The sequence below is a fragment of the Caulobacter ginsengisoli genome (assembly GCF_030814835.1).
GTDB lineage: Bacteria > Pseudomonadota > Alphaproteobacteria > Caulobacterales > Caulobacteraceae > Caulobacter > Caulobacter ginsengisoli.
Genome location: NZ_JAUSVS010000008.1, coordinates 173,168 through 194,731, shown reverse-complemented (window position 1 = coordinate 194,731; position 21,564 = coordinate 173,168). Strand labels below are relative to the sequence as shown.

Sequence of the window (21,564 nt, the reverse complement as noted above, 5' to 3'; positions counted from 1 at the left end):
AGTCACCTTGCCGACGCCCAACCAGGATCAGTGATGACGTCCCGGGATATTGCGAGTTCCAGCCCGGAGACGAAGCAGCCGCCCGCCCGGCGGCGGATCATTGGCTCGTTCGCCGCCCGGCTGAACCTGCTGGTGGCGGTCATGGTGGTGACCTCCGGCGTCGCGCTGGCCCTGCTCAGCGTCGATGCGGCGCGCAGCCACCGCGCCACCAACGAACGTCAACTGGCCGGCGTCGCCCGGGCCCTGTCGCTGGCCTCGGACGGCGAGGTCGCCAAGATGGAGGCGATGGCCCGCACCCTGGCCGCCTCGCCCTATCTGCAGCTGGGCGAGCTGCGGGCCTTCGAACTGCAGGCGCGCAAGGTGACCGGCGCGCCCATGGCCTGGATCGTCCTCGTCGACCCCAGCGGCAGACAGTTGGTCAACACCCTGGCGGCCCCCGGCGCGCCTCTGCCTGGCCGCGCCAAGCCGGATTTCGCGGCCCGCTGGACACGACTGCAGACCCAGGACCGGGTGATTTCCAATCTGGCTACGGGGCGGCTGCACAAGGGGCCGATCCTGGCCGTGGATGTGCTGGTCCGCCGGAACGGCAAGCCGGCCTACGACCTGGCGGTGATCACCACGCCCGCCGCCATGCAGGAAATCCTCGACCGCCAGGATCTGCCCAAGGGCTGGTATGGCGGACTGATCGATGGCGAGGCGCGGCTGATCGCCCGCAACATCGATCCGCTTCCGAATATCGGCCGCCTGGCCAGCCCCGACATGCGCGAGCGATTGAAGACGGCGCGCGAAGGCGTCTTCGAGGGCGTCTCGCTGGATGGCCGCAAGGTTTTGTCCGCCTTCCACACCTCCAGCGTGACCGGCTGGACCATGGGCGTGGCCATGCCCCGCTCGGAGGGGGCGGGCTATCTGGACCGGTCGTTGCGGCTGGCCCTGCTGGCGGTGGCGGGTCTGATGCTGGCGGGCGTGGTGACGGCGGTGCTGCTGGCCAGCGCGGCCAACCGGGCCATGGCCCAGCTGACCCAGGCGGCGCGGGGCGTGGGGGACGGCGGGCCGGTCGCCTTCCGACCTTCCGGCGTCAGCGAGATCGATGCGGTGGGAACCGCCCTGGCCGAGGCCTCGTCCCGGCTGACGGCGCGCGAGACCGAGCTGCGCGAGCTGAACGAGACCCTCGAGGCGCGGGTCCAGGAGGCGTCCGAGAAGCTGATCCAGGCCCAGAAGCTGGAAGCCATGGGCCGGCTGGTCGGCGGGGTGGCGCACGACTTCAACAATCTGCTGACCGCGGTGCTGGGCAATATCGACATGCTGCGGCGGCGGCTCACCGAGCCCAAGCTGATCCGCTACGCCGACCGGGCGCAGGAGGCGGCCGAGCGCGGCGCGCGGCTGACCGGCCAGCTGCTGGCCTTCGCCCGCAAGCAGCGCCTCAAGCCCCAGCCGGTGGACGTGGCCCAGGCGCTGGGCGCCATGTCGGACCTGCTGAGCGGCGCCTTGGGCGGCCAGGTCGCCCTGACCATGACCTTCCCCGAAGGTCTGTCCGCCGCCCAGGCCGATCCGACCCAACTGGAGCTGATCGTCCTGAACCTGGCCATCAACGCCCGCGACGCCATGGACAACGGCGGCCAGCTTCAGATCACCGCCGCCCGCCGCACGGTGACCCAGCATGGGGCCCCGGAATCTCCGCCGCCCGGCGATTTCGTGGTCATCTCGGTGACCGACACCGGCGCGGGCATGTCGCCGGACGTGCGGGCGCGGGCGTTCGAGCCCTTCTTCACCACCAAGGAGATCGGCCGGGGCTCGGGCCTGGGCCTTTCGCAGATCCTGGGTGTGGTGCAGCAGCTGGGCGGCGGGGTCGAGATCGAGACCGGCGCGGGCGGGACGCGGGTCGATGTCTTCCTGCCGGTGGCCGAGCATGGCGCGGCCGCGCCCAAGACGGCGCCGACGCCCGACGCCGCCCCGCTCAAGGGCCTGCGCCTGCTGCTGGTCGACGACGACGACCAGGTGCGGGTCGCCGCGGCCGGTCAGCTGGAGGAGCTGGGCCTGACCGTGCACTCGGCCGCCTCGGGCGAGGCGGCGCTGGCCTGGCTGGACGAGGGCGGCGGCATCGACCTGGCGCTGCTGGACTTCGCCATGCCGGGCCTCAACGGCGTGGAGACCGCCCGCCGCATCGCCGAGCGCCGCCCGAACGCCCCGATCACCCTGATGAGCGGCTTCGCCGAGGCCGAGACCCTGGCCAGCCTGTGGACCGGCCGGCTGGTCAGCAAGCCGTTCACGGTGGCTGAACTGATCCTGGCGTTGACGGCGGGGCTGAAGGTGGAGAGCTAGGGCGGTTCCAACTCCGCCCCCGTAGGGGGCGGACGGCCCGCCCGAGGCGCGCCTGCAGCGCGCCCGTGGCCGGCCCGGTGGGGGTGTTCGACCCAGAGCGGTGGTCAGGGCCGTGGGTCATCGGCCAAGACCGGGTGACTGGCAACGCGTCCGAGGCCAACCTCAGCCGATCAATGCCCCTGCCCGAAGACCCCCACCGGACCGCGCTCTGGCGCGGTCGTCCGCCCCCTACGGGGGCGGAGTTCTAACCCAGCGCCTTGGCCGCCCCCAGCTTCTCGCGCCAAGCGGCGTCCAAGCTCTTGAGCCGGTCGGCCAGGCCCATCGGCGACAGCTCTTCGTCCTCGACCGTTTCCAGCACCTCGAAACTGAAGGCCTCTTCGCCGTGGGTGTTCCAGGCCTCCTGCAAGGCCTTGGTGTAGCAGCCCTTCCACTTCAGCTGGGACCACAGGCTGGTCTGCTGGGCCTCCAGGTTGCGGCTGGCCGAGACCCAGACCTCGCCGGTGGGCTGGCAGCGGACGGCGAAGACGCCGGCGCTGACCTTGCGCTCCTTGAAGGCGCGGACGGCGTCGCGGCGGGATTGGTTGTCCATCAGGCGTCTCCGAAGGCTGGCCGGGCCAGGCGGCGGGCGTGGTGGGCCAGGTCCCTGGGCCAGCCGGCGATCTGGGTCTCGAACCGGGCGGCGTCGCCGGCGAACAGGGCGCGGCAGGCTTCCTCGAAGCCGGGCTGGTTGCCGGCCGCCAGGTTGATGAACCGATAGAGGCTGTCCCGCGCCTGGCGCTGGGCATCGCGGTGGTCGCGGCGCGCCTCGTCGATCAGCCGTCTGAGGGCGACCGAGGCGCCGCCGGGCTGGTCGGCCAGCCATTCCCAGTGCCGGGGCAGCAGGGTGACCTCGCGCGCCACCACGCCCAGCTTCGGCCGGCCGGGCCCGCGCCGGGGCGGTTCGGGCTCGGCCAGGCGCGCCAGCACGTCGGCCTCCTCGCCGCGCAGGTCGAACTCGATCGAGGCGGCGGAGCGGCCGTCGAGCACGAGGATGCGGCTGGCCTCGGGGCCCAGCCGCTTGACGGCCAGGGCGACCTCGGCGCGAGAGCCCTCGGCGATGAGGCGGCCGTCCTGGAAGGCGATGGTGTCCGGTAGGTTCATGGCGCGGGTTTTATCCGGGCAAAATAGGGTTGTCAATATTACCAGGGTAAAATTGTCGAGGTGCGCTGTCCGCCCTCCCGATGCTAGGAGCTAGGAAAACTCGGACGGGGAGCGCGCCATGATCGAACGCCAGCTGGACATCGCCACCAGGGACGGGGCGACCACCACCTTCATCGTCCATCCAGAGCGGGGCGGGCCGCATCCGGTCATCCTGTTCTTCATGGACGCCCCGGCCATCCGCGAGGAGCTGCGCGACATGGCCCGGCGGCTGGCCACGAGCGGCTATTATGTGATGCTGCCCAACCTCTACTACCGCTCCGGCGTCATGGAGCTGGGACCGCTGTCGCGCGACCCGGCCTCGCCCGAGCGCAAGCGGATGTTCGAGCTGATGGAGTCGCTTAGCATCGACGGGATCATGGACGACGCGGCCGGCCTGCTGGCCTTCGCCGCCGGGGACAAGGCCGCCGATACGAGCAGGGTCGGGACGGTCGGCTACTGCATGAGCGGCCAGTACGCGATCAACGCCGCCGCGCGGTTCCCGGACCAGGTGAAGGCGGCCGCCTCGATCTACGGCGTGCGCCTGGTCACCGAGGCGGCGAACAGCCCGCACAGGGTGGCGACGCCGTCAGGGGCGGAACTCTATTTCGCCTGCGCCGAGACCGACCACTGGGCCCCGCTGGAAATGGTCGAGACCCTGCGCCAGACGCTTGCGGCCGACGGCGCCAAGGCCGAGGTCGAGCTCTATCCCGGCGTCGAACACGGCTTCGCCTTCCCCCAACGCCCCGTCTACGACAAGCCGGCGGCCGAGCGGCACTGGGAGCGCCTGCTGGCGCTGTTTGGGCGGAATCTGGGCGGCTGATCATTCCTCGCCCCTTGGGCGAGGTGGCGGCGAAGCCGACGGAGTGGGCCGTGGAGCACACGGTCCGTCAGGATTGAGCACTGCCGGAGTGGGTGTGCTTGAAACCCCGTGTGCTCCCCAAGAGCCCACTCCACCACTTCGTGGTCCCCCTCGCCCAACGGGCGAGGAATTAAGCCGCCGCGAACAGCAACCGCCCGCCGTCCATGGCGGGGCGCAGGGCCATCAGGTCGGCGCGGCTGACGCTGAAGCAGCCATAGGAGCGGCCCAGCTTGCCCCACTGGATCAGGTAGTCGATCTCGCAATAGTCGGCCGAGTGGACGATGATCTCGCGGTCGCGGGCCTCGTTGTTGGTCGGCTCCAGGCCTTCCAGCAGCACGTTGGGGCCATGCTTCTCGCCCATGGCCGCGCCGGCGGTGACATAGGCGCCGACCGAGGAGGCATAGCTGTCGGGGGTGTTGGAGAACCGCCGGGCAAAGCCGGTGTGCTCGGGGTCCGAGCCCTTGCCGTGAGCGGTGCGGAAGGCGCGGACATCGCCGCTCTGCATGTCGACCTCGAACATCCGCTGGCGGCTGGAATGGGCCTGGAAGTCGACGACATAGATGCGGTCGCGGTTGGGAATGCGGTCCTTGTAGCGGTCGAGCGCGGCCAGGGCGGCCTTCAGCGCCTCGGGGCGAAGCTGGTGGGCCGGGTCGATGATGGTGGGCTGGATATCGACCAGCTGCGGCTGCGGCAGGTTTTCAGGCAGGGCTTTGGGCAGCACGACATTGCTCAGGCGCGGAACCTTCACCGCGGCATGCGCCGCCGTCAGGCCGGAGACGGCCACAACGCCGCCCAGGATCATTCCGCGTCTTGAAAGCTGCATACCAGATGTCTCTTTGAGGGACGCCCCCGCGCCAGCCCGCAAGAACCTTACCTCAGCGAGCCGGGATTTCCAGCGCGACCGATTGCAGCAAGCCGATCACGAGGTCTTGAGCGTCTTTTCGGGCATCCGGCCCAGCGTCCTGCGCCAGTTCGCCCGCAGGATGCCCGGCCGCTCCGGGAACCGCTCGTCGAGGAAGTCGGCGCCGGCCACGCGGTCGGTTCGGAAATGCCGGAAATCTTCGCGCAGCTCGCACCAGCCGGCCAGGATGCGGGTTGTCTCATGATAGGCGATGGCCACCGGCCAGATGGTGCGGGCGCTCTCGCGGCCCTGCTCGTCGCGATAGGCCAGGGTGATCTTGCGGCCCGAGCGGATCCAGGCCCGGACCAGGCCCATGTCGATCTGGTCGACCGTGTTGCGCCAGTTGGGCGGAGTGGCGGCGACCGGCTCCAGCACGTGGGGGCGAAGGCGTTCGGGGACGGCGACGGCGATCTTGGCGATCAGGTCCCGGGCCGCCTGGCTGAGGGCCGGATCGCCGCGGCTGGCCACCCATTGGGCGCCCAGCACGGCGGCCTCGATCTCGTCGGGGGTCAGCATCAGCGGCGGCAGGTCGAACCCGCCCTCCAGCACATAGCCGAACCCCGCCTCGCCGCGGATCGGCACCCGCTGACCGATCAGGGCGGCGATGTCGCGATAGACGGTGCGCTTGGAGGTCTCCAGCTCGACCGCCACGGCCTCGGCCGTCAGCGGCCCGCGCGCGCGGCGCAGGATCTGGATGATCTGGAACAGGCGGTCGGCCCGTCTCATAAGGGTCTTCTCATGGCTACAGGGTGACAGCAGCATGCTGACAGCATGGTGGCAACAGGGCGCGCCCAGTCTTGGGCCTCCAACGAGGAGAGCCCCGATGATCACCCTCTACGCCAGCAGCGAAAACTTCGGCCTGCCCGAGGTCAGCCCCTATGTCACCAAGACCGAGATCCAGCTGAAGATGGCCGGTCTTGCGTATCAGAAGGTCCCCGCCACCCCGGACACCTCGCCCAAGGGCCAGCTGCCCTGGATCGACGACGACGGCCAGGCGGTGGCCGACTCCACCTTCATCCGCGCCCATCTGGAGCGGAAATACGGCTTCGACCTCGACGCCCATCTGTCGCCCGTGCAGCGGGCCCAGGCCTGGGCCGTCGAGCGGATGCTGGAAAACCAGTTCGCCTGGACCTGGGTGCGCGACCGCTGGCTGGCGCCCGAGAATTTCGCCAAGGGCCCGGCCCATTTCTTCGACCACCTGCCGGAGGCCATCCGTGAACAGGTGCGCTCGGAAGTGCAGGCCAGGGTCGCGGCCAATATCCTGGCGGTCGGCGTCGGCCGGCATAGCGACGAGGAGGTGCTGTGGCTGGGGACCCGCACCCTGGACGCCCTGGACCTGCTGCTGGGCGACCGGGACTGGCTGTTCGGCGACCAGCCCAGCGGCGTCGACGCCACGGCCCTGGCCATGCTGATCGGGGTGATGACGCCCTATTTCGACTTCCCGCTGCGGCGGGCGGCGATGGGCTATCCGACCCTGGTGGCCTATGCGGCGCGGGGGATGGCCCGGTTCTATCCGGACTTCGCCTGGGGTGTTGAGATGCGCCAGGAGGAAGCGGCCTGACGGCTGGCTTGTCGATCGGCTCCGGGGCAAGCTGCCCAGATGAGTGACCCCCGGAGCCCACCGATGAAATTTGCCGCCGTCCTGTTGGCCCTGACCCTGCTGTCGGGGCCGGCGCTGGCCACTCCGGCCAAGATCACCATCCAGACCCGGCCCGACCAGGTGGGCGACCGTTACAGCTACACGGTCGAACATCTGAACCGGGACGCCGCCGGCCAGGAGACCGCTGAACGGCAGAACTTCTCCGTGGAGGTTCTGGAGATCAGGACCAACGGCCTGAAGATCATCACCACCCGCCAGGGCGGAGCCCTGACGCCCAATGAGCCAGGCGGCGTGGATGCGATGTGGGACCGGGCCTGGTTCGACATCCCGGTCGAAGCCGTCACCAGCCGGCAGGGGACGCCGATCCAGGTGCTCAATGCCGACAAGGCCGAGCCGCTGATCACCGCCAAGCTGCGCAAGTGGCTGGCCATGCCCGACAATGCGGTCTTCAACTCGGTACAGATGCGGTTCGAGACCGAGTCGCCGGTCCTGGTGGCGGCCCGCTGGGCGGCGCCGGACCTGGCCAGGATCGCCCTGTTGCAACATCGGGGCGCGGTGGCGCTAGGCAGCGAGACCGAGCCCGCCAGCGACGTTGGCGGCGGCGTCCGGCTGACCCGGACCACAACCTTCAGCGACTACGATCCGGCGACCTGCCAGGTACGGGTCGTGCATCAGTTGGACTATGTCAACGTCGACAGCGGTCGGCACAAGATCGTCCGCACCGAGAGTCTGCTGTCGACCAAAGACGGCTGGACGATCCGCTTCGAGGGCCTGGAGACCCTGCCCGACGGTTCGACCAAGACCGCCAGGATAGCCCGGGTCGGGCCGCCGCCGGGCTGCTAGGCGGCGGCCCGCCAGTCGGTGGCCGTGGCGGCGTAGAGCCGGACCAGGTCGTAGAGCTTCTGGCCGCGAGCCTCGGCCAGGTCCACCCGGGCCTCGCCGAGGCGACGGCGGGCGTCGACCACGTCGTAGAGCGTGCCGCCCCCCAGCTTCCAGGCCGTCTGCGCCGAACGGATCTCGCGCTCGCCGGCGTCGACCTGGCGGGTGAGGGCCACAATGTTGGCCTCGTCGTTGGCCAGCGCGCTCAGCACGTCGGAAACCTGGGTGAAGGCGGTCAGCACGGTCCGCTGGTAGCGGGCCATGGCGGCGCGGGCTTCCGCTTCAGCCGCGTCTTTGCGGGCCTTCAAGGTTCCGCCATTCAGCAAAGGCGCGGTCAGGCCGGCGCCGAGATTCCAGCCGCTGGCGTCATAGCCGAACAGGTCGCCGGGCTTGATGGCGCTCTGGGTCAGGCCGGCGCTGAGCTTGATGTCCGGATAGAGGGCGGCCGTCGCCACGCCGATGTCGGCGGTGGCGGCGTGCAGATCGGCCTCGGCGGCGCGGATGTCGGGGCGGACGCGGACCAGGCTGGAGGGCAGGGTGACCGGGACATCGGCCGGGACCGTGAAGCCGGCCATGTCGAAGTCCGGCGCGGTCCAGTCGGCCGGGGCCTTGCCCGACAGCAACGCCAGCTGGTGGCGGGCCTGGGCCAGCAGTTGGTTCAGCGGCGGCAGTTTGGCCTGGTCCTTGGCCAGCTGGCTTTCGGCCGGGGCGGCGGAGGCCCTGGCCGCGCCGCCGGCCCGCTCGGCCCTGGCGATGATGTCGATCAGGGCGCGGTCGTCGGCCACGGTCTGCTCGGCGGCGGCGATCTGGGCGCGCAGGGACGCGACCCGCACCGCCTGCAGGGCGACATTGCCGGTCAGGCTGAGATAGGCGGCGTCGGCGCGGCGGGCCTCGGCGTCGGCCCGGGCCCCGGCCGCCTCGTTGGCCCGCTTCTGGCCGCCGAACAGGTCGAGGTCGTAGCTGATGTTCGCCCCGACCGAGAACAGGTTGATGGTCGGGCTGGGAAAGCCCGAGAAGCCGAAGGCGGCGGTGTTGATCCGCTCGCGCTGGCCGTCGGCCTTGAGGTCCGCCTGCGGGGCGGCGGCGCCCGAGACGGCGCGGGCGTCGGCCCGGGCCCTGTCGAGATTGGCCTGGGCTTCGGCGATGCTGGGGCTGCCCGCCAGGGCCTGGCGGATGACCGTGTCGAGGTCGGACGAGCCCAGGGCCTGCCACCAGGGGCCAGCGACGCGGGTCTCGGGGCTGAGCCGCACGGACGCCGGCTGGGCATCGCCGGCCATGGCGTAGCCTCGGGTCGTGGGCGCGGCGGGGGTCTGGAAGTCGGGGCCGACGGTGGCGCAGGCGCTGAGCAGCGACGCAAGGGCGGCCCCGGCCAGGAGTCTATTCAACCTCGACATGGCGGGGTCCTCCATGGAGCTTGGGTTTGCGCATGAGCAGCAGCATGGGCATGCACAGGACGGTGACGATCAGCATCAGTTTGAAGTCGTCGATATAGGCGATCATCGTCGCCTGGCGGGTGATTTCGCCCTCCAGGCCCATCAGCCCGCCGGCGGTGTCGAGCCGGCCGGGCAGGGCGGCCTGGACCGCCGGGCTGGACGGGTCGATGTGCTCGCTGAGCCCCGCCCCCACCGTGCGGGTGTGGAAGACCACCAGGGCCTGCATGATCGAGATGCCGGCGCTGGCCCCCATGTTGCGGATCAGGGTGAAAACCGACGAGCCCTCGGCCCGCAGCTCCGGCGACAGGGTGGCGAAGGCCAGGGTGCTGAGCGGCACGAAGATCATGCCGATGCCCAGGCCCTGGATGAAGCCGGAGATGACCAGCGGCTCGGGGGTCATGGAGAGGTCGAAATGCATCATCTGCCAGAGGGCGACGCTGCTGATCGACAGGCCCGTCATCAGGATGAGGCGGGTGTCTACTCGCCCAACAAGTTGGCCGACCACGAACATGGCGATGAGTGAGCCGATGCCGCGCGGCATGCTGACGATGCCGGAGGTCAGCACCGGATAGCCGAGCAGGTTCTGCATCATCGGCGGCAGCAGGGCCATGGTCGAGAACAGCAGGATGCCGATGAAGAAGCCGAAGATGCTGGCGGTCAGGAAATTGCGGTCCCGGGCCAGCCGGCGGTCGAAGAAGGGGTGCTCGGCGGTCAGGGTGTGGGCGACGAAGATCCACAGCCCGGCCAGGGCGATCAGGGCCTCGGTCCAGATTTCCGGCGAGCTGAACCAGTCCTCGCCGGGGCCGCGGTCCAGGGTCATCTGGAAGCCGCCGATGAAGAGGACCAGGGCGCCGAAGCCCAGGAAGTCGAACTTGCGGGGCGGCTCGCCCCTGTCGCCCCGGATGAAGAACCACACGCCCAGCAGGGCCAGGATGCCGACCGGCAGGTTGATGAAGAACACCCAGCGCCAGTTCAGGGATTCGGTCAGCCAGCCGCCCAGCGCGGGGCCTAGCACGGGACCGAGGATGGCGCCGGCCCCCCAGATGGCCATGGCCTGGCCGTGCTGTTCGGGCGGGTTGATGTCGAGCAGCACCGCCTGGCTGAGCGGGATCAGGGCCGCGCCGAACACGCCCTGCAGCAGGCGGAACAGCACGATCTCGGGCAGGCTGGTGGCGATGCCGCACAGCATCGAGGTGATGGTGAAGCCGCTGATCGAGATCAGGAACAGCCGCTTGCGGCCCAGCCGCGCGGCCAGCCAGCCGGTCATCGGCGTCACCAGGGCGGCGGCGACGATATAGCTGGTCAGCACCCAGGTGATCTGGTCCGACGATGCCGAGACGCTGCCCTGGATGTGCGGCAGGGCGACGTTGGCGATGGTGGTGTCCAGCGAGTTCATCACCGTCGCCAGCATGATCGAGATGGTGATCGGCCAGCGGTTGGCCTTGTCCCGGGGATCGATGACCTGGTTCACTTGCCGCGCGGCCCAGAAGCACGAGAGTTTGGGCTGCGCACATCGACCGTGACCGAGGCGGAGAGACCCGCCCGGGTGGCGATGTCCGGCGGCGGCTGATCGAAGACGATGCGGACGGGCAGGCGCTGGGTGACCTTGACCCAGTTGCCGGTGGCGTTCTGGGCCGGCAGGGCGGAGAAGACCGCGCCGGTGCCGGGGCTGAAGCTGGCGACGCGGCCCTTGAGCCTGAGGCCCGGATCGGCGTCGAGCTTGATGGTCACCGGTTGGCCGACCCGCATCCTGGCCAGCTGGTTTTCCTTGAAGTTGGCCTCGACCCAGGGCTGGCCGGTGATCAGCCAGAACACCGTCTGAGCCGGATTGACGTAGCTGCCGACCGGCAGCTGGTCGACGCGGGTGACGACACCGTCGGTCAGGGCCACGACCTCGGTGTTGGAGACGGCGATGCGGGTGCGCTGCAGCCTGGCCAGGGCGGCCTGGACCTGCGGCTGGCTGCCGCGATCGCCGCCCAGGTTGGCCAGGGCGACATCGGCCTCGCGCTGGGCCGAGATCAGCGTGTAGGCGGCCTCGCGCACCTTGCGGTTGGCCGTGTCGAGGTCCTGGTCGGAGTTCACGCCGGCGGCCACCAGCGCCTTGACCCGGACGGCGTCCTTTTGGATGAAGTCCAGGTTGACCCTGGCGGCCGCGACCTTGGTCTGGGCCTGCAGATAGACGGCGCGCAGCGAGCCGACCGCCTGCTGGGCATTGGCGACGTCGGCGGCGGCCTGGGCCTCGGCGGCGCTGGCGTCGCGGCTGTCGATGCGGAACAGGACCTGGCCGGCCTTCACCCGCTCGTTCTCATGCACATAGACGGCGATGACCCGGCCGCCGATGCTTGCCGCTACCGGGGCCTTGGCGATCTGCACATAGGCGTTGTCGGTGCTGACGGCCTTGCCGCCGTTGGCGATGACGATCCAGACGACCAGCGCGATCAGCAGCGGCCCGCCTAGGATCAGCGGCCAGCGCCAGCGGCGCAGCCAGGCCTCGCGGCTGCCGTCGGCGGCGGTCTTCTCGGTGGACTCCGCGATGGCGGAATAGCCTTCGACGTCGCTCAAAGCGCCAATCCTTCTGGGCTTGCGGGTGTGATGCGGCCGAACGGGCCGGGGTCCCGGCCGTTCCGCAGGTTGCTAGATAGGGTGCGACCCTGCATGAGAAAAATGATAAGTCGTCACGTCTGAAATGAATGTCGCGCATATCACCAGCCTGGACCTCAACCTGCTGCGGGTGCTGGACGTGCTGCTCGAGGAGCGCAACGTCACCCGGGCCGGCCAGCGGCTGGGCCTGTCGCAATCGGCGGTCAGCCACGCCCTGAACCGCCTGCGCTACGCCCTGGGCGATGAGCTGCTGCTGCGCGGGGCGCACGGCATGACCCCCACCCCTCGGGCCCTGGAGCTGGGACCGCAGATCCATTCGGCCCTCAATCAGCTGGGCGCGGCCCTCTCGCCCTCCGACTTCGACCCCGCCACCACCCGCCGCCGCTTCGCCATCGCCACCGGCGCCTATGGCTGCGCGGTGCTGGTCCCCGGCCTGGTCGCCGCCCTGGCCCAGCAGGCGCCCGGCGCCGAACTGGCCATCACCGAGACCGGCGCGGACCTGCTGGAACAGCTCGACGCCCGCCGGGTCGACTTCCTGATCAGCGGCGTGCAGTTCGCCCCCGAGCGCTTCCTGACCGAGAACCTGCTCTCCGACGAGATGGTCTGGGTGGCGGGGCCGCTGGGGCCTCTGGCCGACGGGCCCTACACCCTGGAGCGGCTGGTCTCGGTGCCGCATGTGATGGTCGAGCGCCGCACGCCCTTCCCGATCACCGAGGCCACGGTCCTGGGCCTGCGTCCCAGCTACAAGGATCTGGGCGCCTTCGAGTCGGCCCTGGAACATGCCGGGCTGCGCCAGCGGGTCGGCATCACCGTGCCGGACATGTATTCGGCCCTGGCCGTGGTCGCCCGCACCGAGATGGCCGCCATGATCCCCCGCCGGATCGCCACCATGTCCTCGGCCGGCGGCCGGCTGCGCCTGATCGAGCCGCCCTATCCCTCACCGCAGGTGGACGCGACGCTGATGTTCCTGCGCGACCGGCTGTCGGAGCCGGCGGTGGACTGGATGCGCGAGCAGCTGCATGCGGTGGCGGCGGTCGTGTGAGGTCGGCTTGAGTTTCCATGGTGGTTCCACCATAATGCATAGGTGACGAAGACCTCAAAGCCTGTCGCCTGGGTCGGCTCAAGCTACGACGATCTGTGCGCCTTTCCCGATCCGGTGCAGGACGCCATGGGCTTTGCGCTCTACCTCGCGCAAACGGGCGGTAAGCACGCCAACGCCAAACCGCTGAAAGGGTTTGGCGGAGCCGGAGTGTTGGAAATCGTCGATGACCATGACGGGGACACCTATCGCGCCGTCTACACGGTCAAATTCGCCGACGCGGTCTACGTCCTGCACGCGTTCCAGAAGAAGTCCAAGACCGGGGTAAAGACGCCTCCGGCGGACATCGAGAAGATGAAGCGCAGGCTCAAGGCGGCCGAGGAAGACTACAAGACCAGAGGAGGTGCGTGATGACCGACGACAACGGGGTTCGCGAAAGCGCGGGCAATATTTTTGAGGACCTGAACTTTCCCGACGCCGAAGCTCATCTGCTCAAGGCGCAACTGGTCAGCCGGATGCAGGATACCATCAGCGACCGCAAGCTCAGCCAGAGCGAGGCGGGACGGATCACCGGCGTCTCTCAGCCGGATATCTCCCGGATGCTGAAGGGGCAGTTCCGCGATGTCTCGGTGGAACGCATCATGCGCATGCTGACCAGGCTGGGCTGTGACGTCGACATCACCGTCCAGCAACGCGGCCGCGAGCCCTTCGCCCCCATCCATCTTGAAGCCTTGCCGGCCTAGAGGCCCAACAGGGCGTCGGAGGCGGTGTCGATCCTCGACTGCAGCTCACGCATGAACTCGGCCCGCTTCAGGCCCGCCGGAATGGGCGGCAGGAACTCAAACACGATGGTCCCCGGCACGCGCAGGAACTTCTGCCAGTGGACGCCGGTGTTCACCGCCATCGGCAGGACCGGCATGTCCAGTTCGCGATAGAGGGCGGCGATGCCCGGCTTGTAGTCGCCGGGCTTGCCGGGCTGGCCGCGGGTGCCTTCCGGGAAGATGACCAGGCGGCGGTCGTCCTGCATGCGGTCCTTGGCGTCGGCCACCAGCTTGCGCAGGGCGGCCGAATGGCCCTTGCGGTCGATGACGATCATCCGGGCCTTGGTGGCGTACCAGCCGAAGAAGGGGATGACCATCAGCTCCTTGCGCATGACGTAGCAGTGGTCCTCCAGGAAGACGAAGCTGCCGAAGATGTCGAACATGCACTGGTGCTTGGCGGCGATCAGCACCGGGCCCTGGGGCAGGTGCTCCAGCCCCCGCACCTCGACCTTGATGCCGCAGATGACCCTCAGGCCCCAGGTGACGCAGCGGCCGTAGACGCTCATCGCCCGGGTCATGCCGCGCCGCGAGCCCAGCAGGCAGGGCAGCATCGCGAAGGCCGTCACCACCGACAGGCCATAGAAATAGATCAGGTAGGCCAGCGATCGGACTTGAATCAAGACTTGGCCGCCTGGGGCTTGGCGGGCGCGGACTTCGTGGCCGCCGGCCTGGGCTTGAACAGCCCCTTGACGCTCTCGCGGGTCAGGATCGCCAGGTATTTGCAGTATTCGATGGTCATCCGCCGGGCCTGGGTCCCGTCGGCCCACCAGCGGCTGGCGTCCAGGGTCTCGGTGGCGACCGGATAGGGGGTCAGCTTGACGCCCGGCAGGGCGGCGCGGACCTCCAGCATGGCCCGGGGCATGTGGTAGTCGGCGGTGACCACGATCAGGCTGTCATAGCCCTTGGACTTGGCCCAGTCGGCGATCTGCTCGGCGTTGCCGGCGGTGTCGGCGGCTGTGTAGTCCAGGTCCACGCAGCAGTCGTAGATGGGCTTCTGGGCCTTGGTCACCGACTTGATGTCGCCGCGCGTGGCCATCCGGTTGACGCCGCTGACCAGCAGCCGGCGGCCCTTGCCGTTCTCCAGCAGCTTGACGGCCGCTTCCAGCCGCAGGGTCGAGGCGCCGGTCAGGGCGACCACCGCGTCGGCCACCGGCGGTTCGGCGGCCGGGGTCGAACGCTCGACCCGCGCCCCGAAGGCCAGCAGGCCCACCGCCCAGATCAGCGCCACGATCACCAGCAGAGCCAGAGCTCTCATCCCAACTCCTTCAACATGCCCATGGCCGCCAGCCGGGCCGACACCGCCGCGGTCAGGGCGGCGATGATCGGCGCGGGCAGCACCACGGCCAGGTCCGTCCAGGCCACCGGCAGCACCGGCGTCAGTCCGTCCCCCCCGCCCGCCAGCCGGGCGAGGGCGGCGATGATGGCCGCCCCGGCCGCTCCGAACAAGCCCGCCAGGGCCGCGGTGCGGGCAAATCGCGCCTGGAAGAGCCGCGCCACGAAGCCGGACTCGGCGCCGGAGAGGTGCAGGACCTCGATCACATCGCGATGGGCGGCCAGGCCCGCGCGGGTGGCGAAGCCGATGACCGCCGCCGCCGCCGCCGCGATCAGCAGCCCCACCCCCAGCGCCGCCCAGCGGGCGATGCCGGCCGAGCGCTCTATATCGCCGATCCAGCGGGAGTGGTCGTCCACGGTGGCGTCGACCCCGGCGGCCTTCAGGGCGCTGTCGAGGGCGGCGGCCTTGGCCGGTTTCTTCGGGTCCAGTTCGACGGTGACCAGGCGGGGAATGGGCAGGTCGTCCAGCAGGGCTTCGCGGCCCAGCCAGGGCTCCAGCAGCGCCTCGGCCTTTTCCTTTTCCAGCGCCCGCGCTTCCGCCACCCCCGGAACGCCGGCCAGGGTCTCGGCCGCGCGGGCCGCCGCCGCGTCCGGACTCTCGGCGCCCCGGGCCCGCACCACGACGGTGGCGCTGTCGGACAGCTGGGACGTCCAGCCCCGCGCCCCACGGTCGGCGGCCATCGCCCCGATGGCGGTCAGGCAGGCCAGGAAACACAGCACCGCCACCACGAAGACCAGCGCCCCGTCGCGGGCGTCGCGCCTGGGGAGGAGGGGGCCTGGCTTCCAGCGGGCGGGATCGAAGAGGTCGGTCATGGGCGGGAACCGATCTGCCCGGCCGGTGACGCGCCCACAGAACCCTTCCTCCTCGATGGAGGAAGGGCAGGGTTGGTGGTGTGCGCTCGGAGCTTAAGCGAGAGGCGTGGGGTGGCGACCACGCCTCCCCGCGTTCTTCCGGAAGCGCTGTGCCACCACCACCATCCCCGCCCTTCCTCCATCGAGGAGGAAGGGAGGCCGTGGGAGGGGCGGAAAATCCGATGACTTAGGATCATCGCCCGCCACCCCGTCCGAAGGCGGTCAGCCGGCCGTTCTCCAGGTGAAACACCGGCTGCCCCGACCGCGCCACCAGGTCCTCGTCATGGCTGGCGATCAGCACCGTGGTGCCCAGGCGATTGAGCTCGACGAAGAGGCGCAGGATGCGCAGGGCCAGCGCATCGTCGACATTCCCCGTCGGCTCGTCGGCCAGCAGGATGTCGGGCCGGGCGACCACGGCCCGGGCGATGGCCAGCCGCTGCTTTTCGCCGCCGGAGAGGGTGGCGGGCAGGGCGTGCATGCGGCCCTTCAGCCCCACCCAGCCCAGCAGCTCGGCGATGTCGCCGCGGTAGCTCTCGGGCTTCTGGCCGGCGATACGCAGGGGCAGGGCGCAGTTGTCGAAGGCCGACAGGTGCTCGAGCAGCCGGAATTCCTGGAACACCACCCCGATGCGGCGGCGCAGAAAGGGCCGGTCGGCCGGGGCGACGGCGTCGACATCACGGCTGAACAGCTCGATCCGCCCCCGCGAGGGCCGTTCGGCCAGGTAGATCAGCTTGAGAAGACTGCTCTTGCCGGCCCCCGAGGCGCCGGTGACGAAATGGAAGCTGCCGGGCGACAGCTCGAAGCCGATGTCCTTCAATACCTCCGGCGCGCGGCCATAGCGCATGGCCACGCCCTCAAAGCGGAGGATGGGGCCGGCCATTGGATCCCCAAGCATTGTATTGGGGGGCGCGGCGTTGGGGTTTCTGGACATGGGAGCCGAAATCGGCGACCTCGGGTGAGAGGTTGCGGGAGCGTCCGATTCGCCGGCCATGATACTGACCTGTCCCGAGTGCGCTACCCGCTATTTCGTGGGTGACGACCAAGTAGGTCCCGGGGGCCGCACCGTCCGCTGCGCCTCGTGTGGCAACCGCTGGACAGCCATGGGCGACGTCGACCTGGAGCTGTTCGTCGACCCCGAGCAGGGGGCCTTCTCCAAGCCGCTGGATTCGCCGCCCGTCCTCGACACCCCGGTCAGCGAACTGCCGGGCGAGGAACTGCCCAAGGTGTTCCGCGCCAAGGCCCAGACCGAGCGCCGCGTGCGTGAAGCCACCGCCACCGGCGTCATCTGGGGCGGCATGGCGGTGTTCGTCTCGGCGACCCTGCTGTTGGCCCTGTTCCTGAAGACCGATGTGGCGCGCCTGTGGCCCCGCTCGGCCACCGCCTTCGCCACCGTCGGCCAGCCGGTCAACCGGGTCGGCCTGACCATCGAGAACGTCACCTTCGAGCCGATCCTGCAGGACGGCCACGCCGCCCTGGCCGTGCGCGGCCTGTTGCGCAACGTCACCGGCGAGAACGTGACCTCCCCGCCGCTGCAGGTCAGCCTGCTCAACAAGCAGGGCAGGCGGGTGATGGCCAAGATCGCCCTGATCAACAATCCCCGCATCCCGGCCGGCGAGACCCGGAGCTTCTCCATCGCCCTGCTGGACCCGCCGACCACCTCGGTCGAGCTGGACGTCACCTTCGTCACCGACGAGAAGGGCCTGAAACTGCCCAGCGCCGCCCAGGCCCCGACGGCGCCGACGGTGAAGACGCCGCTGAAGCTGCGCGGCCCGGCCGAGGCCGAGCCTGTCCCGATGGCCGACCCCGCCGTCGCCGATCCCCTTCCCCCTGCCGAGACGACAAAGGAACCCTAGATGAGCGACCAGCCCGCCCAACCCGCCGTGCTGATCGGCGAAGACGAGCTGGCCCAGCGAGTCAATGATCTCGCCAAGATCATCGCCCCCAGGATCGACGACGACACCGTGGTGGTCTGCCTCTTGACCGGCGGCCTTTGGTTCGCCGCCGACCTGACGAGGGCCCTGGCGCGGCTGGGCCGGATGGTCCGCTTCGACGCCCTGTGGCTGGCCAGCTACCACGACGCCCGCAAGAGCGCCGGCCGCTGCGAGGTGAGGGCCGACCTGCAACGGCCGCTGGTCAACCAGCGGGCCCTGGTGGTGGACGACGTCTTCGACACCGGGCTGTCGCTCAGCGAGGCCGTGCGGCTGGTGAAGGACGCGGGGGCCAGCGAGGTGATGTCGGCGGTGTTCGCGAGGAAGCCGTGGCCGACCCAGCGGGCGATTGAGCCGGACTTCGTGGCCTGGGAGGCGCCGGCGCGGTTCCTGGTCGGCTACGGCATGGACGTGGCGGGGTCGATGCGGGGGTTGCCGTATATTGGGGCGATGGATTGAGGGGCTGCAATTCGTGCCTGAGGACGCCGAGCGCCTGTTCAAGTTTGCCGAGGCCGAGGTGTGGCGGCGGGGCGATCGGTATTTCGTGCGCTACGACGCCGGCGGCCATTTGGCTGTGATGCGGGAAGACGAGGTCTCGAAAGCTGAGGCCGAGAAGGCCGCTCGCGGACGGGATGAACTGACTTCGCTGCTTTGGGCGATACAAGGGCGTCTGACCGCGAGCGGCGAAGACCCCTACAGATCGAACCTGCCTTCCGGCTAAGGCCTGCGCTAAAATTGGAGCTACCGGCGCAAAGCGGATACTTACGAGCCGAAGGAGCCCCAGACCTTTTCAGCCGGGATCATCCGGGCGCGAGCTTCGGATTGAGCCAGAACGCGGCGGATTTTGCGCGCCTTCTATCCCTGATAGCCGGGATCGACATTGTCCGCCTCGCCGGGGCGCGCCGTGCGAGGCGACTCGTCTCGCTCATGCCGACCTCTTGACCATCACGGGCCGCACAAGCTAACTAGGTTGGTCGATCAACCTAGTGAGGCCGCCAATGAGACCATCGTTCCTCCTCGTTGCGTTCGCCGCCGTGCTCGTCGCGGTTCCGGCGTTTGGTCAGAGCGAGCCGAGCCGCCTGGCCGGCACATTGCCCAGCAAGCGGGACACGGGGCACAGTATAGTGCTCGACGTCGATGTGGCCTGCGCGCCTGCGCGCGCCTATGCGCTATGGTCGACGACCGCGGGGGTGCGCAGCTTCTTCGCACCGGACGCGGAGATCGGTGGCGTGGGCGGACCCTATACGATCATCTTCTTCCCCCAGGACGATCCTCGCGGGCTCACGCACGGCACACTCGGCGCGCATGTGCTGCGCGCCGAGCCCGGCCGGTTCTATGCTTTCGAATGGGTCGTTTTCGCGGGCGACCGACTAAAGGGCGACAATGCGCCACCCTACGCGGACGAGACGTTGCGCAGGCCAGACCCACTGCCGACCTGGGTCGAGTTGAACTTCACGCCCAGCGGAAGCGGTACGCATGTCGCGTTCCGCCATTATGGTTTCACCGACGATGTGGCCAATCGCGCGTCGCAAGCCTGGTTCACCCGCGCATGGAGCGGGGTGCTTGAAGGAATGCGCGCAGTCTGCGGCGGCGGAGGTTGAGCAGGTTGGGCGGGATACATCGCCGCGAGCTGCTGATTGGGTTGGGCGCGGCCTATGCCACGCCACTGGCTGCCCGGGTGTCGCAGGAGGGGCCGCGCGATTGAAAGAAATTGCCCGGGCGCTTTGCGGGCGGTTGGTTGATCAACCTAGCGGTGGCTTGTAGGAAGGCGCATGTCCAATACGCAGTCGATGCCCACCACGACCAAAGCAAGGATCGTCTCGGAGGCGCGGCGCCTATTTGCGGAACAGGGATATGCCACCACGGGCCTGACCGCCATTCGCGCCGCCGCCGGGGTTCATGCCGGCAGCCTCTATCACGCCTTCCCCTCGAAGCAGGCTCTCCTGATCGCGGTGTTGGAAGACTATCTGGCTCAGATGGATGACCGTCTGGTCGGACCGGCCTGGGCAGGCGTCGACGATCCCATCGAGAGGATTTTCGCGTTGCTGGCGCGTTATCGCCAGTTTCTGATCGACACGGGTTTTATGTTCGGATGCCCGATCGGCTTCATCGCACTCGAAATTCACCAGCCTGATGACGACGTCCGCGCCCTGATATGGGAGAATTTCAACAATTGGATGAAGCGCGTTCGTGATTGCCTGGACCAGGTGGAGTTTGCCTCCCCAACCGATTTGGACAACGTGGCAACCCTGGTGCTCACCACGATGGAGGGCGCCGTGATGCTGGCTCGCACGGCCAGATCGATCGCCCCCTTCGACCAGTCTGTCACGGCGCTACGGGACTATATTTCGCGCCTCTCCGCCGAACCGGCCCCATCAAACTCAGGGCAATCCTGAAGAGACAGCTTCATGGGAGAAAAAGGGGTCAGGTCCTTTTTCCTCGGTGATCCTCGTGAAGAGGCTCTCAGCCCAGACGGGTCCTAGTCCGGCGGGTATTTCAAGCGCTGGTGCAGGATGGTGAGGATGTCCAGGTCGGTGTCCGAAACGATCCTATAGACGACAGTGTAGGGCAGGCCCGGTATCGCGAACTCCCGTGTGCCTGCGACACGACCCTCGCGGCCCAGCATCGGAAACCGCTCGAAAATCATGATCGACTGTCGGATGCGCGCGATCACCCTGTCAGCGGCGCGGTCGTTGTGCTTGGCGATATAGGTGTGGATGGCCCGCAGATCGCTGGCGGCTTCCGGCGTAAAGCGGATGCTCACGAGCCGAAGGAGTCCCAGACCTCTTCAGCTGGGATCATCTGAGTGCGATCTTCCGACTGGGCCAGGGCGCGGCGGATTTTACGGTCTTTCCACGCCTGATAATCAGGATCGGCGCTATCCGCCTCGCCGGGGCGGAGGTGATCTTCCAAGGGATCGGCTATGGTCTCTAGCTTCGCCATGCGAACAGAATAGCAAATCTTCCACTGAAAGGGGAGACCGCCGTGCCCGCCCGCACCGCAGACTGGCTGGTCCGAGCGCCCGGCGATATCGAGCGGATCGAGGCGCGGTTCTCGGGGGCGGCGTTCGCGCCGCATCGCCACGACACCTACGCCATCGGCGTCACCCTGGAGGGGGTGCAGGGGTTCGACTATCGCGGAGCGGCGCGGCAGTCGCTGCCGGGGCAGATGGTCGTGCTGCATCCCGACGAGCTGCATGATGGCCGCGCCGGCGGGGGTGAGGGGACGTTTCGGTATCGGACGGCCTATGTCTCTCCGGCCGTGATCCAGGACATCCTGGGCGGCTGCGGCCTGCCCTTCGTGGCCGGCGGCGTCTGCGGCGACCCGCGCCTGAGCGCGGCGGTGTGGGCGCTGCTCGGCGATCTTGAACGGCCGCTGGCCGGGCTGGAACTGCAGGACGCGCTCTACGACCTGGCCAGGGCGCTGCAGGCGGTTGCGGGCGGGGCCAGGCCGCTGGGGCCGCACAATCGCCAGGCCGCGGCCCGCAGCCGCGACTATATCGAGGCCAACCTGGAAAACAGCCTCTCGCTCGAGGACCTGGAGCGGGTGACCGGCCACGACCGCTGGCGGCTGTCGCGGGATTTCCGCGCCATGTTCGGGGCCAGCCCCTATCGCTATCTGATCCTGCGCCGGCTGGACAGGGCGCGGGACATGCTGCTGGCGGGCGTTTCCGGCGCCCAGGCGGCGCACGGCTGCGGCTTTTCCGATCAGAGCCATTTCTGCCGGCAGTTCAAGAAGGCCTTCGGGCTGACGCCGGAGGCCTGGCTGGGGGCGATGCGGCGGGCGCACGATCATTCTATACCGGCCTGACCCGGCCGCCC

General features: G+C 69.1%; 26 protein-coding genes. 13 read left to right on the top strand and 13 right to left on the bottom strand.

Annotation, left to right across the window (positions count from 1 at the left end; genetic code table 11):
- Positions 1–33: 33 nt before the first annotated feature.
- Entirely contained in the window at positions 34–2,319 is a 2,286-nt protein-coding gene (locus QO010_RS18430) for an ATP-binding protein (protein WP_307351590.1), read from the top strand.
- A 244-nt stretch (positions 2,320–2,563) separates the two neighbouring features.
- Here the strand turns inward: QO010_RS18430 and QO010_RS18425 are convergent, their stop codons facing one another.
- Together QO010_RS18425 and QO010_RS18420 are read right to left on the bottom strand one after the other, a co-directional pair.
- Positions 2,564–2,908, bottom strand: a complete 345-nt coding sequence (locus tag QO010_RS18425; protein WP_307351589.1) for a GIY-YIG nuclease family protein — start codon at positions 2,906–2,908, stop codon at positions 2,564–2,566.
- Positions 2,908–3,459 (bottom strand): DUF2239 family protein, encoded by a 552-nt coding sequence (locus tag QO010_RS18420; protein WP_307351588.1) that lies wholly within the window; start codon positions 3,457–3,459, stop codon positions 2,908–2,910. The genes QO010_RS18425 and QO010_RS18420 overlap by 1 nt, the downstream gene beginning before the upstream one ends.
- A 118-nt stretch (positions 3,460–3,577) precedes the next feature.
- Here QO010_RS18420 and QO010_RS18415 point away from each other — a divergent pair, with 118 nt between their 5' ends.
- The gene (locus QO010_RS18415; protein WP_307351587.1) at positions 3,578–4,318 is read left to right on the top strand and encodes a dienelactone hydrolase family protein; all 741 of its coding nucleotides are present in this window, start codon (positions 3,578–3,580) and stop codon (positions 4,316–4,318) included.
- Positions 4,319–4,487: 169 nt separating this feature from the next.
- On the opposite strand, the gene QO010_RS18410 is transcribed toward QO010_RS18415, so the two are convergent.
- Complete coding sequence (locus QO010_RS18410) at positions 4,488–5,180, bottom strand: murein L,D-transpeptidase catalytic domain-containing protein (RefSeq protein WP_307351586.1); 693 nt, start codon at positions 5,178–5,180, stop codon at positions 4,488–4,490.
- A gap of 96 nt (positions 5,181–5,276) precedes the next feature.
- On the bottom strand, positions 5,277–5,984 hold the full coding sequence (locus QO010_RS18405) for a helix-turn-helix transcriptional regulator (RefSeq protein ID WP_307351584.1): 708 nt from the start codon (positions 5,982–5,984) through the stop codon (positions 5,277–5,279).
- A gap of 97 nt (positions 5,985–6,081) precedes the next feature.
- Here QO010_RS18405 and QO010_RS18400 point away from each other — a divergent pair, with 97 nt between their 5' ends.
- The gene (locus tag QO010_RS18400) at positions 6,082–6,819 is read left to right on the top strand and encodes a glutathione S-transferase family protein (RefSeq protein ID WP_307351582.1); all 738 of its coding nucleotides are present in this window, start codon (positions 6,082–6,084) and stop codon (positions 6,817–6,819) included.
- A 63-nt stretch (positions 6,820–6,882) separates the two neighbouring features.
- On the top strand, positions 6,883–7,701 hold the full coding sequence (locus tag QO010_RS18395) for a hypothetical protein (protein WP_307351580.1): 819 nt from the start codon (positions 6,883–6,885) through the stop codon (positions 7,699–7,701).
- Here the strand turns inward: QO010_RS18395 and QO010_RS18390 are convergent.
- The 3 genes from QO010_RS18390 to QO010_RS18380 are packed head-to-tail and all read right to left on the bottom strand — an operon-like array spanning position 7,698 to position 11,732.
- The gene (locus QO010_RS18390; RefSeq protein WP_307351578.1) at positions 7,698–9,131 is read right to left on the bottom strand and encodes an efflux transporter outer membrane subunit; all 1,434 of its coding nucleotides are present in this window, start codon (positions 9,129–9,131) and stop codon (positions 7,698–7,700) included. The genes QO010_RS18395 and QO010_RS18390 overlap by 4 nt on opposite strands.
- The gene (locus QO010_RS18385; protein WP_307351575.1) at positions 9,115–10,641 is read right to left on the bottom strand and encodes a DHA2 family efflux MFS transporter permease subunit; all 1,527 of its coding nucleotides are present in this window, start codon (positions 10,639–10,641) and stop codon (positions 9,115–9,117) included. Before QO010_RS18385 ends, QO010_RS18390 begins: the two co-directional genes overlap by 17 nt.
- Positions 10,638–11,732 carry an HlyD family secretion protein gene (locus tag QO010_RS18380; RefSeq protein ID WP_307351573.1) on the bottom strand — a complete coding sequence of 365 codons (1,095 nt, stop codon included), beginning with the start codon at positions 11,730–11,732 and terminating at the stop codon, positions 10,638–10,640. The genes QO010_RS18385 and QO010_RS18380 overlap by 4 nt, the downstream gene beginning before the upstream one ends.
- Before the next feature lie 124 nt (positions 11,733–11,856).
- On the opposite strand from QO010_RS18380, the gene QO010_RS18375 reads away from it, so the two are divergent.
- From QO010_RS18375 to QO010_RS18365, 3 genes are read left to right on the top strand one after another with little or no spacing between them, the layout of a single operon-like run.
- Complete coding sequence (locus QO010_RS18375; protein ID WP_307351572.1) at positions 11,857–12,813, top strand: LysR family transcriptional regulator; 957 nt, start codon at positions 11,857–11,859, stop codon at positions 12,811–12,813.
- A gap of 42 nt (positions 12,814–12,855) precedes the next feature.
- Positions 12,856–13,221 carry a type II toxin-antitoxin system RelE/ParE family toxin gene (locus QO010_RS18370; RefSeq protein WP_307351571.1) on the top strand — a complete coding sequence of 122 codons (366 nt, stop codon included), beginning with the start codon at positions 12,856–12,858 and terminating at the stop codon, positions 13,219–13,221.
- A complete protein-coding gene (locus tag QO010_RS18365) occupies positions 13,221–13,553 on the top strand; it encodes a helix-turn-helix domain-containing protein (protein WP_307351569.1) in 333 nt (110 codons plus the stop codon). The genes QO010_RS18370 and QO010_RS18365 overlap by 1 nt, the downstream gene beginning before the upstream one ends.
- Here the strand turns inward: QO010_RS18365 and QO010_RS18360 are convergent.
- The 4 genes from QO010_RS18360 to QO010_RS18345 all read right to left on the bottom strand — a co-directional run bounded on the left by QO010_RS18360 (position 13,550) and on the right by QO010_RS18345 (position 16,746).
- The gene (locus tag QO010_RS18360; protein ID WP_307351567.1) at positions 13,550–14,251 is read right to left on the bottom strand and encodes a lysophospholipid acyltransferase family protein; all 702 of its coding nucleotides are present in this window, start codon (positions 14,249–14,251) and stop codon (positions 13,550–13,552) included. The genes QO010_RS18365 and QO010_RS18360 overlap by 4 nt on opposite strands.
- The gene (locus tag QO010_RS18355; protein ID WP_307351565.1) at positions 14,248–14,886 is read right to left on the bottom strand and encodes a YdcF family protein; all 639 of its coding nucleotides are present in this window, start codon (positions 14,884–14,886) and stop codon (positions 14,248–14,250) included. Before QO010_RS18355 ends, QO010_RS18360 begins: the two co-directional genes overlap by 4 nt.
- Positions 14,883–15,776 carry a cell division protein FtsX gene (locus QO010_RS18350; RefSeq protein ID WP_307351564.1) on the bottom strand — a complete coding sequence of 298 codons (894 nt, stop codon included), beginning with the start codon at positions 15,774–15,776 and terminating at the stop codon, positions 14,883–14,885. The genes QO010_RS18355 and QO010_RS18350 overlap by 4 nt, the downstream gene beginning before the upstream one ends.
- 232 nt (positions 15,777–16,008) lie before the next feature.
- The gene (locus tag QO010_RS18345; protein ID WP_370873787.1) at positions 16,009–16,746 is read right to left on the bottom strand and encodes a cell division ATP-binding protein FtsE; all 738 of its coding nucleotides are present in this window, start codon (positions 16,744–16,746) and stop codon (positions 16,009–16,011) included.
- A gap of 58 nt (positions 16,747–16,804) precedes the next feature.
- Between QO010_RS18345 and QO010_RS18340 the strand changes: the two genes are divergently transcribed.
- The 5 genes from QO010_RS18340 (at position 16,805) to QO010_RS18320 (ending at position 20,139) form a co-directional block, all read left to right on the top strand.
- Positions 16,805–17,668, top strand: a complete 864-nt coding sequence (locus tag QO010_RS18340; protein WP_370873786.1) for an MJ0042-type zinc finger domain-containing protein — start codon at positions 16,805–16,807, stop codon at positions 17,666–17,668.
- Positions 17,669–18,202, top strand: coding sequence for a phosphoribosyltransferase (locus QO010_RS18335; RefSeq protein ID WP_307351559.1), 534 nt, complete (start codon positions 17,669–17,671; stop codon positions 18,200–18,202).
- A gap of 13 nt (positions 18,203–18,215) precedes the next feature.
- Positions 18,216–18,464, top strand: coding sequence for a hypothetical protein (locus tag QO010_RS18330; RefSeq protein WP_307351557.1), 249 nt, complete (start codon positions 18,216–18,218; stop codon positions 18,462–18,464).
- Positions 18,465–18,741: 277 nt separating this feature from the next.
- The gene (locus QO010_RS18325; RefSeq protein ID WP_307351555.1) at positions 18,742–19,344 is read left to right on the top strand and encodes an SRPBCC family protein; all 603 of its coding nucleotides are present in this window, start codon (positions 18,742–18,744) and stop codon (positions 19,342–19,344) included.
- A 171-nt stretch (positions 19,345–19,515) separates the two neighbouring features.
- Positions 19,516–20,139, top strand: a complete 624-nt coding sequence (locus QO010_RS18320; protein WP_307351553.1) for a TetR/AcrR family transcriptional regulator — start codon at positions 19,516–19,518, stop codon at positions 20,137–20,139.
- Positions 20,140–20,222: 83 nt separating this feature from the next.
- Here QO010_RS18320 and QO010_RS18315 read toward each other — a convergent pair whose 3' ends face one another.
- Together QO010_RS18315 and QO010_RS18310 are read right to left on the bottom strand one after the other, a co-directional pair.
- Positions 20,223–20,507, bottom strand: a complete 285-nt coding sequence (locus QO010_RS18315) for a type II toxin-antitoxin system RelE/ParE family toxin (protein ID WP_307351551.1) — start codon at positions 20,505–20,507, stop codon at positions 20,223–20,225.
- Positions 20,504–20,686, bottom strand: coding sequence for a hypothetical protein (locus QO010_RS18310; RefSeq protein ID WP_307351549.1), 183 nt, complete (start codon positions 20,684–20,686; stop codon positions 20,504–20,506). Before QO010_RS18310 ends, QO010_RS18315 begins: the two co-directional genes overlap by 4 nt.
- Before the next feature lie 42 nt (positions 20,687–20,728).
- Here QO010_RS18310 and QO010_RS18305 point away from each other — a divergent pair, with 42 nt between their 5' ends.
- Entirely contained in the window at positions 20,729–21,553 is an 825-nt protein-coding gene (locus QO010_RS18305) for an AraC family transcriptional regulator (RefSeq protein ID WP_307351548.1), read from the top strand.
- The last annotated feature ends 11 nt before the right edge of the window (positions 21,554–21,564 follow it).